At 43.3% G+C, this 17,007-nt stretch carries 16 protein-coding genes and 1 tRNA gene; 9 read left to right on the top strand and 8 right to left on the bottom strand.

Annotated elements, in window-relative coordinates:
• The first annotated feature begins 276 nt into the window (after nt 1-276).
• The 4 genes from FTV48_RS10815 to FTV48_RS10800 all read left to right on the top strand — a co-directional run bounded on the left by FTV48_RS10815 (nt 277) and on the right by FTV48_RS10800 (nt 5,142).
• Nucleotides 277-1,632 (top strand): amino acid permease, encoded by a 1,356-nt coding sequence (locus FTV48_RS10815; RefSeq protein WP_074383119.1) that lies wholly within the window; start codon nt 277-279, stop codon nt 1,630-1,632.
• 92 nt (nt 1,633-1,724) lie between these two features.
• Nucleotides 1,725-1,797 (top strand) — tRNA-Arg (locus FTV48_RS10810).
• Nucleotides 1,798-2,136: 339 nt separating this feature from the next.
• Nucleotides 2,137-3,672: an OmpP1/FadL family transporter gene (locus FTV48_RS10805; protein ID WP_100328855.1), complete on the top strand. Its 1,536-nt coding sequence runs from the start codon at nt 2,137-2,139 to the stop codon at nt 3,670-3,672.
• 315 nt (nt 3,673-3,987) lie between these two features.
• Nucleotides 3,988-5,142 (top strand): OmpP1/FadL family transporter, encoded by a 1,155-nt coding sequence (locus tag FTV48_RS10800; protein ID WP_100328856.1) that lies wholly within the window; start codon nt 3,988-3,990, stop codon nt 5,140-5,142.
• 60 nt (nt 5,143-5,202) lie between these two features.
• On the opposite strand, the gene thrH is transcribed toward FTV48_RS10800, so the two are convergent.
• Nucleotides 5,203-5,820, bottom strand: a complete 618-nt coding sequence (gene thrH / locus FTV48_RS10795; RefSeq protein ID WP_004646225.1) for a bifunctional phosphoserine phosphatase/homoserine phosphotransferase ThrH — start codon at nt 5,818-5,820, stop codon at nt 5,203-5,205.
• 204 nt (nt 5,821-6,024) lie between these two features.
• Between thrH and FTV48_RS10790 the strand changes: the two genes are divergently transcribed.
• Both FTV48_RS10790 and FTV48_RS10785 read left to right on the top strand, forming a co-directional pair.
• On the top strand, nt 6,025-6,759 hold the full coding sequence (locus FTV48_RS10790; protein WP_100328857.1) for a phosphoadenylyl-sulfate reductase: 735 nt from the start codon (nt 6,025-6,027) through the stop codon (nt 6,757-6,759).
• Between the two features lie 172 nt (nt 6,760-6,931).
• Nucleotides 6,932-8,314, top strand: a complete 1,383-nt coding sequence (locus FTV48_RS10785; protein WP_005096186.1) for a wax ester/triacylglycerol synthase family O-acyltransferase — start codon at nt 6,932-6,934, stop codon at nt 8,312-8,314.
• 207 nt (nt 8,315-8,521) lie between these two features.
• Here the strand turns inward: FTV48_RS10785 and FTV48_RS10780 are convergent, their stop codons facing one another.
• From FTV48_RS10780 to FTV48_RS10755, 6 genes are all read right to left on the bottom strand, one after another.
• Nucleotides 8,522-8,695: a PA1571 family protein gene (locus FTV48_RS10780; protein WP_005096185.1), complete on the bottom strand. Its 174-nt coding sequence runs from the start codon at nt 8,693-8,695 to the stop codon at nt 8,522-8,524.
• Between the two features lie 132 nt (nt 8,696-8,827).
• The gene (gene rng / locus FTV48_RS10775; RefSeq protein ID WP_005096179.1) at nt 8,828-10,282 is read right to left on the bottom strand and encodes a ribonuclease G; all 1,455 of its coding nucleotides are present in this window, start codon (nt 10,280-10,282) and stop codon (nt 8,828-8,830) included.
• Nucleotides 10,283-10,323: 41 nt separating this feature from the next.
• Nucleotides 10,324-10,890, bottom strand: a complete 567-nt coding sequence (locus FTV48_RS10770) for a Maf-like protein (RefSeq protein WP_005096178.1) — start codon at nt 10,888-10,890, stop codon at nt 10,324-10,326.
• Nucleotides 10,878-11,369: a rod shape-determining protein MreD gene (gene mreD, locus FTV48_RS10765; protein ID WP_005096176.1), complete on the bottom strand. Its 492-nt coding sequence runs from the start codon at nt 11,367-11,369 to the stop codon at nt 10,878-10,880. Before mreD ends, FTV48_RS10770 begins: the two co-directional genes overlap by 13 nt.
• Complete coding sequence (gene mreC / locus FTV48_RS10760) at nt 11,356-12,213, bottom strand: rod shape-determining protein MreC (RefSeq protein ID WP_005096172.1); 858 nt, start codon at nt 12,211-12,213, stop codon at nt 11,356-11,358. Before mreC ends, mreD begins: the two co-directional genes overlap by 14 nt.
• 16 nt (nt 12,214-12,229) lie before the next feature.
• Nucleotides 12,230-13,276, bottom strand: a complete 1,047-nt coding sequence (locus FTV48_RS10755; RefSeq protein ID WP_004279360.1) for a rod shape-determining protein — start codon at nt 13,274-13,276, stop codon at nt 12,230-12,232.
• A 132-nt stretch (nt 13,277-13,408) separates the two neighbouring features.
• Here FTV48_RS10755 and gatC point away from each other — a divergent pair, with 132 nt between their 5' ends.
• The 3 genes from gatC to gatB are packed head-to-tail and all read left to right on the top strand — an operon-like array spanning nt 13,409 to nt 16,735.
• Nucleotides 13,409-13,723 carry an Asp-tRNA(Asn)/Glu-tRNA(Gln) amidotransferase subunit GatC gene (gene gatC / locus FTV48_RS10750; RefSeq protein WP_005096170.1) on the top strand — a complete coding sequence of 105 codons (315 nt, stop codon included), beginning with the start codon at nt 13,409-13,411 and terminating at the stop codon, nt 13,721-13,723.
• 52 nt (nt 13,724-13,775) lie between these two features.
• Complete coding sequence (gene gatA, locus FTV48_RS10745; RefSeq protein ID WP_180000277.1) at nt 13,776-15,254, top strand: Asp-tRNA(Asn)/Glu-tRNA(Gln) amidotransferase subunit GatA; 1,479 nt, start codon at nt 13,776-13,778, stop codon at nt 15,252-15,254.
• Nucleotides 15,254-16,735, top strand: coding sequence for an Asp-tRNA(Asn)/Glu-tRNA(Gln) amidotransferase subunit GatB (gene gatB, locus FTV48_RS10740; RefSeq protein WP_180000276.1), 1,482 nt, complete (start codon nt 15,254-15,256; stop codon nt 16,733-16,735). Before gatA ends, gatB begins: the two co-directional genes overlap by 1 nt.
• Before the next feature lie 46 nt (nt 16,736-16,781).
• Here the strand turns inward: gatB and FTV48_RS15205 are convergent, their stop codons facing one another.
• Nucleotides 16,782-16,853, bottom strand: coding sequence for a hypothetical protein (locus tag FTV48_RS15205; protein WP_373683531.1), 72 nt, complete (start codon nt 16,851-16,853; stop codon nt 16,782-16,784).
• Between the last annotated feature and the right edge of the window lie 154 nt (nt 16,854-17,007).

The raw sequence follows: 17,007 nt of genomic DNA, 5'->3' as shown, positions 1-17,007 counted from the left end.
AGAAGAGTATAATCGCTTTAAAGCCAAGGAAGTTCAGTGCTCCGACCTAAGTATAAAAAATCAGCATTCGTATCAGAGCAAAAAAACAGGAAACTCATCAGTTACAATGTCAATAAAATTAATATATTGATTCAGTTATCTTTTATTTAATTTATTTTTATAATTTTTTATTATAAATCTGATAATAATATTTCATTCAAAGTCTTGCACTAGGTTTCTGAACTTTGTTCCATTACAATCTTTATACTTATTTTTTCCATTGTCGGGCTGAACACTTTGAATAACGAGTCTTCACAACTTCAGCGTGGCTTAAAGAACCGTCATATTCAGTTGATCGCCATGGGCGGTGCAATTGGCACAGGCTTATTCTTAGGTTCCGCACAGGTGATCCAATCTGCGGGTCCTTCTATTATTTTGGGCTATGCCATTGGTGGCTTGATTGCATTTTTAATCATGCGTCAATTGGGTGAGATGATTGTTCATGAACCTGTCGCAGGTTCATTCAGCCATTTTGCTTATAAATACTGGGGCAAGTTCCCCGGTTTCCTTGCGGGCTGGAACTACTGGATTTTATATATCCTGGTGGCCATGACCGAACTTACTGCCGTTGCGAAATATATTAACTATTGGTGGCCTTTTATTCCAGCTTGGGCATCGGTACTGTTTTTCTTTATCGTGATTACCCTGGTCAACCTCGGCAATGTGAAATTCTACGGTGAATCAGAATTCTGGCTTTCAATCATTAAAGTGACGGCGGTTATCTCGATGATTGTCTTCGGTTTATATCTGATCTTGACTGCAGATGCTTCCTCGACTGCGTCTTTCAGTAATTTATGGACTGCAGGTGGTTTCTTCCCGAATGGCTTTGAAGGTCTGTTCTTCATGCTGGCCTTTCTGATGTTTGCCTTTGGTGGGATTGAACTGATCGGTATGGCAGCAGCAGAAGCTGAAAATCCAGAGAAGACCATTCCGAAAGCGATTAATCAGGTGGTGTTCCGTATCCTGATTTTCTATGTGGGTGCATTGACGATTCTGTTATCACTGGTGCCCTGGAATCAGCTTGAGCTAGGTGGTCTGGATAAAAGTCCATTTGTAATGATTTTCAGTCAACTGGGCATTGGCTGGGCAGCACACTTACTGAACTTTATTATTTTAACGGCTGCACTGTCTGTCTATAACAGCGGTATGTATGCCAATAGCCGTATGTTATATGGTCTGGCTCAGCAAGGAAATGCACCTAAAGTCTTCATGCAAGTGAATAAACAAGGTACTCCGATTGCTGCGGTATTGTTTTCTGCCGCGCTGATTTTCGGCTGTGTATTACTTAACTACTTTGTTCCTGAAGATGCATTAAGCCACTTGATTTATATTGTGGTCGGTGCGTTAGTGTTGAACTGGGCGATGATTACGCTGACCCATCTCAAATTCATTCAGAGCATGAAGAAGCTCGGCCAAAAGACCTCATTCCCAGCACTATGGTCTCCAGCAGGCAATATTCTGGTCTTAGGTTTCATTATTACGATTCTCTACATCATGTGGACTCAGGGTTTTCAGGAATCTATTTTAATGATTCCGGTTTGGATTGTGGTCATGTTCGTTCTGTTTAAGTTGCTTAAGCCTAAAAATACTTAATCGGTTTATATAAGTATATATTCTTAAAAAGTTATTGCTGCGGCAATAACTTTTTTTTCAATTAAGTTTGCAGTACATTAATCCTTCTTTTTGCGCCCTTAGCTTAACTGGATAGAGCAGTTGCCTCCTAAGCGACCGACGTGGGTTCGAGTCCCGCAGGGCGCGCATTATTAAATACGTGATTTATTTAACAAAACATCTAATGAATTATTTAAATACTTATTATTTTTTTATTCCCTCCCTCTCCATCACCTAAGCCTATGATAGTTATAACCAAATACACATTAACCAGCGTTTTTCCTGCTCATCATTAGATCTTTTACTCTATTTAGCTGCTTTTTTATGCTTTATTTTCACTCTAGAGCATTTACTCTTATTTTAATTGTGGTATTTTTGACACATGGAGTAACAAATGATTGCGGTTGAGTAACCGAAGTCTCCAAAAATTAAATAAGTGCAAACAACAACGCTAGATATAAATTTGTACCTCAAGGAAAGACGTAAATGAAATTAAAAACATTAACTACTGCAATGATTCTCGCAACTGTACCAATGACGGGTGCTTTTGCTGCTGCAATGGATCGTTCGGGACAATCTATCGCAGCGTTTTTACAACCAGGTAATTACTTTGAGGCAGGCATTTCTGTATTAGACCCTTCGGTATCTGGTCAAGAAGCAGGAGAAGCTCCTGCTCGCCGTAATATCAACGATATGGCAGGTGACTACTATTTTCCAAGTGCAGCATTAAAACTTCAGCCAACTAGCAAATTCTCATTTGGTATTTTATATGACCAGCCATTTGGTGCTGACGCAGAATATACAGGTAATAATTCATTCGTTTCTCAACCTACTGATACAATTTTACCACCAGCCCTTCTAGATAACTTGGTCTTACAACAGGTTGAGACAACTTTAAACAGTCTTACAAGTCAGCAACTAGTAGGATTAGCAGCTCAAGGCTTAGTGGCACAACAAGGCATCACACCTGACAATCCAGCTTACAATGCAACAGTAGCAGCTACTGCTGCAGGAATCATTACTCAAGCGGGAGGGAATGTAGATGCAGCGGCAGCAGCTGTACGCCCTCAGGTTCAAGCAGGTGCTCTTGCTCAGGGTCAAGCTCAATTAGCAGAAACCTTAGAAAACATTCCTTTAGGTGTTGGCAATACTAAAGTAGATGTTAGTACTCAAAATTTGACTTTCCTCTTCGGATACCAACCAACTGAAAACTGGAATATTTACGCGGGTCCAGTTTACCAAACAGTAAAAGGAAATTTGTCTCTTCGCGGACAGGCTTATAGTATCTTTAATGGCTATGATGCAACAATGAAAGAGACTGGGGATCTTGGTTGGTTAGCAGGTCTTGCTTATCAAATCCCTGAAATTGCTTTAAAAGCATCTTTAACATATCGCTCTGAAATCGATCATGAAGCAGATACAACAGAAAGACTTTCTGCTGCTGCAGGATTAGCATTGATTGGTGTTAATCCAGCAGATATTGTTGGGACTCAAGGCACAACCAAAATTACTACTCCACAGTCTGTAAATTTAGATTTCCAAACTGGTATCATGGCTAATACTGTAGCCTTTGCCAATGTACGTTGGGTAGAGTGGTCAAAATTTGCTATTCGCCCATATCAGTTTGGCTTAGCATCGGAAGCAGTAGGGCAATTAGCAGCTGTTAATCGTCCAAATGGCTTTAATTTAGTTGAATATTCCGATGATCAGATTTCAGCCACTGCTGGTGTAGGTCGTAAATTCAATGATCTATGGGCAGGCAACGTATCTGTAGGTTGGGATTCTGGTGCAGGTAATCCAGTTTCTACTCTAGGTCCAACTGAAGGTTACTGGAATGTAGGCTTAGGTGTGCAATATAGCCCAACACCTGCAACATTTATTGGCGGTGGTGTAAAATATTTCTGGTTAGGTGATGCTAAATCACAAACTGCTGCCCAAGTAGGTGAAGATAACCGTATTGTTGGTGACTTCAGCGATAACCATGCAATCGCATACGGTCTAAAAATGGGTTACCGCTTCTAAGTTTTCCTAAAATAAAAAACCACTTTCGAGTGGTTTTTTATTTTTTAACTCTAATTTTATACACTTGCATATCATTCGATTATTTTACCATCAATTAAAATTAATAAAGTTTTAGTTCTTTTACACTATTTTTAATAAATCAAACTTCCTATTTTTCATATACTTGAGTTAATAAAATTAGTATAAACACTCTAAGCAAGCTCTTTCCTTAACCCCTTTAGTTCATTTCTTCAACAGAGCTGAGTATTTACTCTTTTTAAAATTATGTTACTTTTCCAGCACATTTTTGTTACAGATGGCATCAGGGAACGTACCATGAAGCTCAATAAAATTTATTCTGCTATTTTACTTAGCACTTTACCTCTTTCTGCAGTTCAAGCAGCTGGCTTGGATCGTTCTGGCCAATCTATTTCTGCTTTTTTACAGCCGGGTAACTATGCTGAAGCAGGTATTTCTGTTCTTGATGCTGAAGTAAAATCAAAACAGCTTAATGCGGATGATATGGCGGAATCTTATTACTTCGCTAATGCCGCAATTAAAGTACAAGCAACCGATAAAATTTCTTTAGGCCTGATTTATGATCAGCCTTATGGTGCAGATTCAAACTATCAAGCTGTAGGTCCTCTTTCTATTTTCTCTCAAGGGAATGAGTCAACTTCTGTAGAAGTAAAAACACATAATATAACTGCACTTATTGGGTACCAGCCAACAGAAAACTGGAACTTTTATGCAGGTCCGGTATGGCAAACGGTAGAAGCCGATATTTCTCTTCGTGGTTTAGGATATGGTGCATCTCCAACTGACCCTACTAAACGTGGCCTGAGTGGCTATAACATCCATATCGAACAAGAAGAAGCTTTTGGCTGGCTTGCTGGTTTTGCTTATCAAATTCCAGAAATTGCATTAAAAGCTGCTGTAACTTATCGTTCTGAAATTGATCATAAAGCCAAAAGTGTCGAAACATTTTCTAGTCCACGTGGTGTAGCAACATTACTGACTTCTGATGTCCATGCGGTAACCCCTCAGTCAGTAAACTTAGACTTTCAAACCGGTGTAGCAGCCAATACCATCGCATTTGCAAACGTACGTTGGGTACATTGGGATCAATTTGCAGTAACCCCTGAATATCTTAAAAATGCTTCAGGCAATAATTTGATTGATTATTCAGATGACCAATGGTCTGCGAATGTTGGTGTTGGCCGTAAATTTAATAATAAATGGTCAGGTTCTACTTCTGTAGGTTATGACTCTGGTGCAGGCAACCCAGTCACTACTTTAGGTCCAACTGAAGGCTACTGGAATGTAGGCTTAGGCGCGCAATATAGCCCTGCAGAAAACTATTTCATTCAAGGTGGTGTGAAATACTTCTGGTTAGGTGATGCAACTGCGAAAGCAGGTAAGAACGAACTTGGCGATTTTGAAGATAACCATGCACTCGGCTATGGTCTAAAAATCGGTTACCGTTTCTAATTTTTTGATAGATTCAATAAAAAAGGCGCTTTAAGCGCCTTTTTTATTTACTTAAATAATTTAAGCTGGAATATCACGTACTGAAGCATTACGAATCGCTTCTTTTAACGCATCATAACCACGAATTGGCGGGAATTGCGGGAATTCAGCAATCACGTTCTCAGGGGCATCAAACAGGAAACCATGGTCTGCCTCACCTAACATTGTAGTATCGTTATAAGAATCCCCTGCCGCAATCACACGGAAATTCAAACCATGCAGTGCTTTAACAGCCTGACGTTTTTGGTCCGGCTGACGAAGTTTATAAGCAGAGATCATTCCTGCTTCATCTGTTTCCAGTTTATGACAGAAAATTGTCGGCCAATCCAGTTGCTTCATCAATGGATGTGCAAATTCATAGAACGTATCTGAAAGAATAATCAATTGAAAATGCGTACTCACCCATTTCACAAATTCTTTTGCTCCTGGGAAAGGCCCCATTTCTGCAATCACTTCCTGAATATCGTTCAAGCCTAAACCGTGCTGTTTTAAAATATTCAGACGTTGGGTCATCAGTACATCATAGTCAGGAATGTCACGAGTCGTCGCTTCAAGCTCTTTAATACCGGTTTTTTTAGCAAAGTTAATCCAGATTTCTGGAACCAACACACCTTCTAAATCTAGACATACGACTTCCATGAACATTCCCTCTAAGTTGTATTGAAAAAATTTTGCACTATCATAGCTGAAGAAACAGATTTTGCACTGTACTTTTTTAAATCTATTTTTTTCATAAGTATTTATTTTTTAGTGATAAGTCAATTAAATTAATTCCATTAAAATAGATGTTAAATTAATTAATATAGGCCATGTCCTTTCCAAGCCTATATCGCCAGGACTCTCATGACCATCATTCCTACTATTGATCGTATTGATGCGCTTGCATCTGAATATGCAGATAAATCGCCTAATGAAATTTTGGCACTTGCACTGAGCCAGCAGGGTGAAATTGCGATTTCATTTTCTGGGGCCGAAGATGTTGTATTGATTGATATGGCCTCTCATCTGGGTAAACCATTCCGGGTATTCAGTCTGGATACTGGACGTTTACATGCAGAGACCTATCAGTTTATTGAACGGGTACGTAAGCATTACAACATCGAGATTGAAATCTGCTTCCCTGAAACGGATGCAGTACAAAATTTAGTGACCACCAAAGGTTTATTCAGTTTCTTTGAAGATGGCCATCAGGAATGTTGCGGTATACGCAAGGTTCAACCGCTACGTAAAAAACTGGCGACGCTGGATGGCTGGATTACTGGTCAGCGCAAAGACCAAAGTCCGGGTACACGCAATGAAATTCCTGTGGTTCAGGCAGATCCAGGTTTTTCCGGTCCGGGTAAGCAGCTGATCAAATACAATCCTCTGGCCAACTGGTCCAGTGCAGATGTCTGGAGTTATATCCGCATGATGGAAGTGCCTTATAATGCGCTGCATGAAAAAGGTTTTGTTTCAATCGGCTGTGAACCCTGTACCCGCCCTGTGCTGCCGAATCAGCATGAACGTGAAGGCCGCTGGTGGTGGGAAGAAGCCACGCATAAAGAATGTGGTCTGCATGCCGGCAACTTGCAAAAATGATCTAGCATAACCATCGACTCGTCGGTGGTTTTTTCATAAACCAATCATCTACAGAAAAATCAGTACCTTTCCGTGGCAAAATCGCTATACTTTGTAATGTCAATATTAATAATTCTAACAAGGTTGTTCGGATCAGAGCAGCTGAAGAAAGTGCAGTGAGGCAATCTACGCTATGCGTCCATTACATCCAATTGATTTTATTTTCTTAACTTTAGAGAAACGGCAGCAGCCTATGCATGTAGGTGGGCTATTTTTATTCCAAATTCCCGAAAATGCACCAGCTTCCTTTATTCAGGATCTCGTCACTGATATTCAAAACTCCAAATCATCGCCGATTCCACCTTTTAATAATTATTTAAATGGCCTGTTTTGGGATGAAGACCAAGAATTTGATTTAGATCATCATTTTCGTCATATTGCCCTGCCGAAACCGGGTCGTATCCGTGAATTGCTCACTTATATTTCACAAGAACATAGTGCGCTGATTGATCGTGCCAAGCCTTTATGGACCTGTCATATTATTGAAGGAATTGAAGGTAATCGTTTTGCCATGTATTTCAAGATCCATCATGCGATGGTGGACGGAATCGCCGGCATGCGTCTGGTCGAAAAATCGCTGTCGCATGATCCGAATGCCAAAAGTATTGTGCCACCGTGGTGTGTTGAAGGGCCACGCGCCAAACGCCTTAAAGCACCTAAGGTCAATGCTTTTAAAAATGTCCTGCAAACCATTAAAGGCCAACTAGAATGCGCACCACGCGTCGCTTATGAGCTGTCTCAGACCGTTATGAAGGATATGGGGCGCAATCCGGATTATGTGTCCAGTTTTCAGGCACCAAGTTGTATTCTGAACCAACGTGTCAGTGCTTCGCGTCGTTTTGCGGCACAATCCTTTGAATTTTCACGTTTACGGCATATTTCTAAAGCATTGGGCGTCACGATTAATGACATGGTACTGGCCATCTGTTCAGGTGCACTACGTGAATATTTACTATCACAAAACGCTTTACCGAAAAAACCATTAATTGCTATGGTTCCGGCCTCGGTTCGAAGTGATGATTCGGATGTTTCCAATCGCATTACCATGATTCTGGCCAATCTGGGCACCCATAAAGAAGATCCTCTGGAACGTCTCAAAATTGTACGTGGCAGTGTGCTGAGTGCCAAGGAACGTTTTAAACGCATGAATGCCAATCAGATTTTAAATTATAGTGCCTTTGTCTATGGTGCAGCCGGTCTGAACATTGCATCCGGTTTAATGCCAACGCGCCAGGCATTTAATGTGATTATTTCCAATGTACCCGGCCCTCAGGAACCGCTATATTGGAATGGTGCACGTCTCGAAGCGCTTTATCCAGCCTCAATTGTACTAGATGGGCAGGCTTTGAACATTACCATGACCAGCTATCTGGACAAACTGGAAGTCGGCTTAACCGCATGCCGTAATGCCCTGCCGAAAATGCAGAACCTGCTGACGCATCTTGAAGAAGAAATCCAGCGTTTTGAACGAATTGTAGATGGTGAACCTGTCCCAAAGTTACAGGCGGTGAGCTAGCCGCGGATCAATAAATAGAATATATAAACTGAAAAAAGTGTTGATCATTTTTGCCAGTCCTAGCGCACATAATTAAGGGGCTCATAGAGCCCCTTGGTTTTATTTTTTAACATCGTTTTAAATTTATTTTATATTTTTGGGATGATGCATCCATTTTTGATTGCCTAGAATTTATTTCAATCTGCACAAGATTCTGTATCGGTAGCATTAGCTTTTGATGGTACGACACTGTTGTAATAATTGATGGCAGGCATTACGAATCATGCTGGCGGTAATCTGGACTTCATTACCGCGCTCATCGACGATATATCCTGCATGTACAGTCTTTGGTTCTAATACGTGTTTTAGGCCTTTATTAATTACTGCTTTACTCATATTCATAACACACTCCTTTTGCTAAGCCTGAAACTGGGAGAAACGGCTTTGGCTAATTCATGCATCTAGTATTGTAAATAACAGCACCAATGTAAAATTTCAGATGTAACAAGTGTTTAACGATATTCTGTTACAATTTCAGCTGAGAATGATATCGTATTGCTCTTGCGTATACAGATTTTCTACTTGGAACTTAATCACGCGATTAATGAAATGCTCTAGATCAGCGACTGCTGGGGCTTCTACTGTTAGTAAACGATCAATTACAGCGGGATGCGCGACAACAGTAAAGCCACTCTGCGACTCATAAGCACGTGCATAACGCAGAATTTCTCTGAATATTTCGTAACATACTGACTCGGCTGTTTTGACATAACCACGTCCCTGACAAGTCGGACAGGATTCACAGAGTAAATGTTCCAGTGACTCACGGGTGCGTTTTCGGGTCATTTCCACCAGACCCAGTTCAGATACCTGAGTAATCTTGGTTTTAGCATGGTCACGTTCCAACATGCGCTCAAACTGTTTCATCACTTCTTCACGATGCTGCGCTTCCTGCATATCAATGAAATCAATGATGATAATTCCACCCAGATTACGCAGACGCAACTGACGTGCAATGACCTGAGTCGCTTCCATATTGGTTTTAAAAACAGTGTCTTCCAGTGAGCGACCACCCACATAAGAGCCGGTATTGACGTCAATGGTGGCCATCGCTTCGGTCTGATCAATCATCAGATAACCGCCCGATTTCAATGCGACACGAGTTTGCAACGCCTTTTGCAGATCTTCTTCAACATTATATAAGTCAAAAATTGGACGCTCGCCCGGGTAGTGCAGTAAGCGGTCTCGCATATTCGGCACAAATTCTTCGACAAACTCTTGCAGCTTGGCGTGAATTTCACGTGAATCGACGTAGATTTTTGCAGTTTCTTCATTGGCCAGATCACGAATGATCCGTTGTGGTAAAGGCAATTCTTCAAAAATCAGGGAGGGAACTGCAATAATCTTCTGCTTACGCTGGATATATTCCCAAAGCTTGGCCAGATAAGCCATATCTTGGGCAATGGCTGCTTCTTCAATACCTTCAGCAGCGGTACGTACAATCACTGAGCCTGGCAGCTTATGCTCGGCCTGAATCCGCTCAATAATCGAACGTAAACGATTGCGCTCTTCCTCAGATTCAATTCGCTGCGACACCCCAATATGATTGCCATAAGGCATCAGCACCAGATAACGCGAAGGAATAGACAAATCCGTGGAAAGACGGGCACCTTTGGTACCCAGCATATCTTTCATCACCTGAACCGTGAGGATTTGACCGGGCTGAAGCAGTTCAAAGACATTTGGGGTGGGCTGCTGGCGCGGCCAGACCATATCATTGATATGCAAAAATGCCGTTCTGGACAGACCAATATCCACAAACGCAGCCTGCATACCCGGCAAGACCCGTACCACTTTGCCTTTATAGACATTACCGACCAAGCCACGCTTGGCCGTACGCTCGACAAACAGTTCATTGACCGTGCCGTTTTCAATCAACGCGACCCGACATTCCATCGGCGTGACGTTAATCAATAACTCGTCAGACATAATTACACTCAAAACATTATAAAAATTCTTTTTATCAGCAGTTAATTTAGTGCCTTAACTGTCTGTAATAACTGTACGGTTTCATAGAGCGGCAAGCCGACCACATTGGAATAGCTGCCTTGTATTTTTGGAATATAACGTGCTGCAATTCCTTGAATCGCATAAGCCCCGGCTTTACCCAGCGGCTCACCTGTGGCCCAGTAACTTTCCATGTCTGCGGCACTCAGGATTTGAAATTCGACCTGCGTACGTACCACTATACTGTATTTTTCATCTTTTGTACGAACACAGACACCGCTATAGACATCATGCCACCGACCGGAGATTTTTGTCCACATTTCAATGGCATGTTGCTTGGATTCTGGTTTACCCAAAATCTCACTATCGACCCCCAGACTGGTATCCGCAGCAATGATGATTGCATCTGGATAACGCTCGGCCACTGCATCAGCCTTGGCTCGTGCCAGACGTTCAACATAAGCCGCGACGGATTCACCTTCACGCACAGATTCATCGATATCCGGACTGTAGATATCAAAGCTCAGTCCGAGCTGCTGTAATAACTCACAACGCCGAGGTGAGCTGGAAGCGAGAATTATATGCGCCATTTTTTCAACATATAATAGAGGACAGGCCAAACCAGAATACTGGTCAGCATTGGAATCCAGTGCCGGGCAAAAGAAAATTGCACGCCTGCCACAATCTGGGCAAAAAAGATCATCAGCAAATGCGCAACAATTGCCAACCCCGTAATCACCCAGAGATTATTAAAGGTCAGGATACGGCGTTCACGAGTCAGGAATCGGGCTAAAAAGGCAATAATAATAAAGCTGAGGGCATTCAGACCTAAAGGTGCGTCCAGCAGCAAATCAATAAAAATACCGGTACCAAAGGCAAACCAGATCCCACACCAGGTCGGCTGACACAACACCCAGAATAGCATCACCATCAGCATGAACAGCGGACGCCAGCCCGAGAGGGTATAAGAAAGTGGATAGACCATCAAAATCGAAGCCACGATCACCGAAATGACGATGGCAAATAAGGGATCACGATGCTTTCTGGATTTCATCTTAGCGATTGACATGCGGTTGCTCCATCGCCAATGAATCGGAAAATAACACCACCACATGATGACCACCGGCCAGCTGCGCGGCTGGCGTTACATCAATCTGGGCAAATTCACCTGAATTATGTCGTTGTACTTTGGACACCTGCCCCACCAGATAACCTGCCGGAAAATGTTGGCCCAAGCCTGAACTATAGACTTTTTCCCCGACCTTGATATTGGCACTGGTCGGTACATATTCCATTTTCAAACGCCCCAGATCACCCGTCCCCGAGACAATGGCACGCATTCCGGTATGTTCCAGACGCACTGACAATGAATGTTCTTTATCAGACAACAGCATGACCCTGCTACTATGCGGATAGACATTAATAATCTGTCCCATAATCCCCTTGTCATCCAGTACCGTTTGCCCGACTTTCAGCTCGTTATTTGAACCCCGGTTGATCACAATGATATGTCTTAAAGGATCGGCATCGGTGCCAATCACTTCCGCAATTTCAATACGCCCGTCAATGATCAGTGGTGTATCGAGCAGACCGCGCAAACGGGTATTTTCAGCAGAAAGTTCAGAGATTTTTTGTAAGCGAACTTGCGCCTGCAACAACTCAGCCTGCATCGCGGTATTTTCCCGACGCAACTGAACTTCAGACTTGGTTTGTTGATTCAACCACTCTCGCGACAATACCGGATAACTGGCCACAGCATAAATAGGATTATAGGCCGCGTACAGGACATCCCTTGCAGGTTGTACAACATGTGGCATGCGCCAATCAAAGAAAAGCACCACCAAGCATGTTACCAATGCAATGATAAAAGAGCGAAAAGATGGCGGTTGTCGAGAAAACAGATGTGCTTGCACCCGCCGAATCCTTTTCTTAGCCTACGAATAACATGTCATGATTTGGATTGTCGAAAAATTCGAGTACCTTGCCACCACCACGGGTTACACATGAGAGTGGATCTTCTGCCACCACAACCGGCAGGCCGGTTTCTTTGGCCAGCAGCTTGTCTAGATTACGCAGCAATGCACCACCACCGGTTAACACGATACCGCGTTCAGCAATATCCGAAGAAAGCTCAGGAGGTGTGTGTTCTAGTGCTGATTTCACCGCAGACACAATGTTTTGCAAAGGATCTGAAATGGCTTGAGTCACTTCGTCTGAGTTAACCACAATCGCACGTGGTACACCTTCTGCAAGATTACGGCCACGAACTTCAATTTCAAGCGGTTTAGCACCTTCATCTGGCAAGGCCATGCCCACTTCTTTTTTGATCACTTCTGCCGTGGTTTCACCAATCACACAGCCATGCGCCTTACGCACATAGTTAATGATCTGCTCATCAAAGACATCACCACCAATCCGTAAAGAATCTGCATAGACACAACCCTGCAGGGAAATGATCGCAATTTCAGTGGTACCACCACCGACATCGACCACCATTGAACCACAGGCCTGCTCAACTGGCATACCTGCACCAATGGCCGCTGCCATCGGTTCTTCGATTAAACGGACATCACGTGCACCAGCATTAAATACCGCTTCACGAATAGCACGACGTTCAACCAGCGTCGATTTACATGGTACACACACCACCACACGCGGTGCCGGAGTAAACAGACGGTTTTCATGTACTTTGCGAATGAACTGATTCAGCATGGTTTCAGTGACTTCAAAATCCGCAATCACCCCATCTTTCATGGGGCGGATTGCTGAGATATTGGCTGGGGTACGACCTAGCATTTGTTTCGCTTCAAGACCTACAGCGGCAACAATTTTATGTGAACCACTATGACGGATGGCTACAACCGTGGGTTCATTTAATATAATGCCTCGTCCTGGCGCATAAATAAGTGTATTTGCAGTACCTAAATCAATGGCAAGATCTGGCGAAAACAAGCCTATTAGTCGTTTTAGAATCACGGGGACGTTCTCAATTAAACTTTATATGGACGCAAGGTGGCAACTTTAACTAAATGTGATGATTTGGACAAGTCAATCGCTTATCATAACGCATGATAATTTGAATTTTTTTAATACTGATTAGGTAATATTATGTCTACATCGGATGCACAGCATTCTGCAGATTTAAGTGCAGAAACAGTTTCAGCCATTGCCCACCTTGCAAGGTTATCTCTCAATGATACGCAATCTGCTGAATATGCTCAAAGTTTAAATAAGATTTTAGGCATGATGGACACATTGAAAGGCATCAATACCGACGGAATTGAACCGCTGAAGAGCCCTTTCGACCATCCTCAGCCACTACGTGAAGATGTGGTCTCAGAAAGCAATCATCGCGAGCAATACCAAGCAGTTGCACCTGCTGTTCAGGATGGTCTATACCTCGTACCGCGCGTGATTGAGTAATTACTACCCAGTTCATTCTTTTTATTAAATTAAACGTAAAGAATTATTTCTCATGACAGATTTACATCGCTTATCCATTCGTGAACTCAGTGAAGGTCTGGCAAATGCCCAGTTTTCATCTCGCGAATTGACTGAACATTACTTAAAGCGTATTGCAAAAATTGATGCTCAAGTAAAATCATATGTAACCGTTACGCCTGAATTGGCATTGGCAGAAGCTGATGCGGCTGACACACTGCGTAAGGCAGGTGGTGCAAATGTGTTAACAGGCGTACCAATCGCGCATAAAGACATTTTCTGTACTCAAGGCATCAAAACCACTGCCGGTTCTAAAATACTGGACAATTTTATCTCTCCTTATGACGCCACCGTTGTCGCGAAAGGCAAAGCTGCGGGCCTGGTGACTTTGGGTAAAGTGAACATGGACGAATTCGCCATGGGTTCGACCTCTGAAAACTCATATTACGGCGCAACGGCTAACCCTTGGAATTTAAACCATGTTCCTGGCGGTTCTTCAGGTGGTTCAGCAGCAGCTGTTGCAGCGGATCTGGCACCCTTCGCTACCGGTACTGACACCGGTGGCTCTATTCGTCAACCTGCGTCATTCTGTGGCCTGACTGGACTTAAACCGACCTATGGCCGTGTGTCGCGCTTCGGTATGATTGCCTATGCATCATCCCTCGACCAAGGCGGCCCGATGGCACGCTCAGCGGAAGACTGTGCCTACCTGATGAACGTGATGGCCGGTCATGATGCCAAAGATTCAACATCAATGAATCAAACCGTAGATAACTATGTGGCGAACCTGAATGATACATCCGTCAAAGGTTTACGCATTGGTATTCCAAAACAGTACTTTAATGTTGCCGGCCTAGCTGAAGATGTTAAAGCACGTGTCGAAGAATCATTGAAAAAGTTAGAAGACCTGGGCGCTACACTGGTTGAGATCGACCTCAACATGACCGAAAGCTACGTTCCGACTTACTACCTGATCGCACCTGCTGAAGCATCCTCTAACTTACAACGCTTTGACGGTGTGCGTTATGGCTACCGCTGTGAAAATCCAGTGGACTTGATGGACTTGTACAAACGTTCACGTTCAGAAGGTTTTGGTGCAGAAGTGCAACGTCGTATCCTGATTGGCACATATGCGTTATCCGCGGGTTACTACGATGCATATTATGTGAAAGCACAAAAAGTACGTCGCCTGATCCAGCAAGATTTCCTTAAAGCCTTTGAATCTGTCGATGTGATTGCTGCGCCATCTGCGCCAACCACAGCCTATAAAATTGGTGCGGATTTGACTCCGGTTGAAATGTACCTAGGCGATATTTATACACTTGCAGTGAACCTGGCAGGTCTTCCTGCGATTAATGCGCCTGTTGGTTTTGACCAAAACAACTTGCCAGTTGGCTTACAGTTGATTGGGAATTACTGGTCAGAATCGCAATTGTTGTCTGTGGTGCATCAGTACCAGCAAGCAACCGATTGGCATACACAACGCGCGGCAATTGCTGAGGAGAATGCATAATGGCTCAAGCTCAAAAATCGGCTAAACCAAAATCTAACCTGATTGAGGGTTGGGAAGTCGTTATTGGTATCGAGATTCACACCCAGCTTGCCACCAATACCAAAATTTTCTCGGGTTCATCGACTGTATTCGGTAATGATCCAAACACCCAAGCCAGCCTTGTAGATTTGGCCATGCCGGGCGTATTGCCGGTATTGAATAAAGAAGTGGTGGATCTTGCGATTCGCTTTGGTTTGGGTATCGATGCCTATATTGATCAGGCCTCCGTATTTGCGCGTAAAAACTATTTCTACCCGGATTCGCCAAAAGGCTACCAGATTAGCCAGATGGACAATCCGATTGTGGGCTTGGGTCATATCGACATCCAGCTTGAAGATGGCACGGTTAAACGGATTGGCGTAACCCGTGCACACCTTGAGGAAGATGCAGGTAAATCGATTCATGACCAGTTTGAAGGCATGTCCGGTATCGACTTGAACCGTGCCGGTACGCCACTGCTTGAAATCGTATCTGAACCGGATATGCGTTCGGTTGAAGAAGCGGTTGCTTATATTAAAGCGATTCATACGCTGGTGCGCTGGTTGGGCATTTCTGACGGCAACATGGCAGAAGGTTCGTTCCGTTGTGACTGTAACGTGTCTTTACGTCGTCCGGGTCAACCCTTCGGTACGCGTTGCGAATTGAAAAACCTGAACTCATTCCGTTTCATTGAACAAGCGATCAATGTTGAAATTGAACGTCAAATGGAAATTCTGGAATGGGACGGCACCATTGATCAGGAAACGCGTTTATTCGATCCTGTGAAGATGGAAACGCGTTCAATGCGTTCAAAAGAAGAAGCCAACGATTACCGTTACTTCCCTGACCCTGACTTGTTGCCTGTGGTGATTGCGGATGAACAAATCGAAGCAATCAAAGCCACCATGCCTGAGCTGCCTGCGGCACGTCGTGCGCGTTTTGTGGCGGACTTTGGCGTGACTGAGTACGATGCTCACGTTCTAACGCTTACTCGTGAAATGTCAGAGTTTTATGAAGAAGTCGTGAAAGCTGCTGGCGGCGCTGCACAAGGTAAGATTGCTGCAAACTGGGTGATGGGCGAATTCTCAGGGGCGCTCAACAAAGCAGGCCTAGATCTTCAAGATTCTCCTGTTTCTGCGGAAAAACTTGGCGGCATGATCGCACGTATTGTCGATAACACCATTAGCGGTAAGATCGCGAAACAAGTGTTCGGCTTTATGTGGGATGAAGGTAAAACTGCGGACGAAATTATTGCTGAGAAAGGCTTGAAACAGGAAACTGATACAGGCGCGATTGAAGCAATTATTAAGGAAGTGCTTGCCGCCAACGAGAAGATGGTTGAAGAGTACAAATCTGGTAAAGAAAAAGCTTTCAACGGTCTGGTTGGTCAAGTGATGAAAGCGTCTAAGGGTAAAGCCAACCCTGCGCAAGTGAATGAGTTGATGAAGAAGTTGATTGGTTAAGACTAATTGTTTTTTCAAAAAACCCGCTTTAGAGCGGGTTTTTTATTTATAAGTTTTCTTCCGCTTCTACTAAAAAGAGTATTGTTGATGCAGTCATATTTAAAGCATATTCGACAATATACCTTGGTATTTCTTTTTCTTCACTACCCGCAGCATTTTACCGGATAAGGCATTGAGCTGGATGCGGGTAATTGCATCCAGCTCAATCATATGATGAATCACGCGTTCAACAGCACCGAGTGCCAGAATTGACCACATAGGGAATGAACCTT

Origin of the sequence: Acinetobacter sp. YH18001, assembly GCF_013416975.1 — a bacterium.
In the GTDB taxonomy this organism is placed as follows: Bacteria; Pseudomonadota; Gammaproteobacteria; order Pseudomonadales; family Moraxellaceae; genus Acinetobacter; species Acinetobacter pseudolwoffii.
This window is presented reverse-complemented; position numbering and strand designations above follow the sequence as displayed.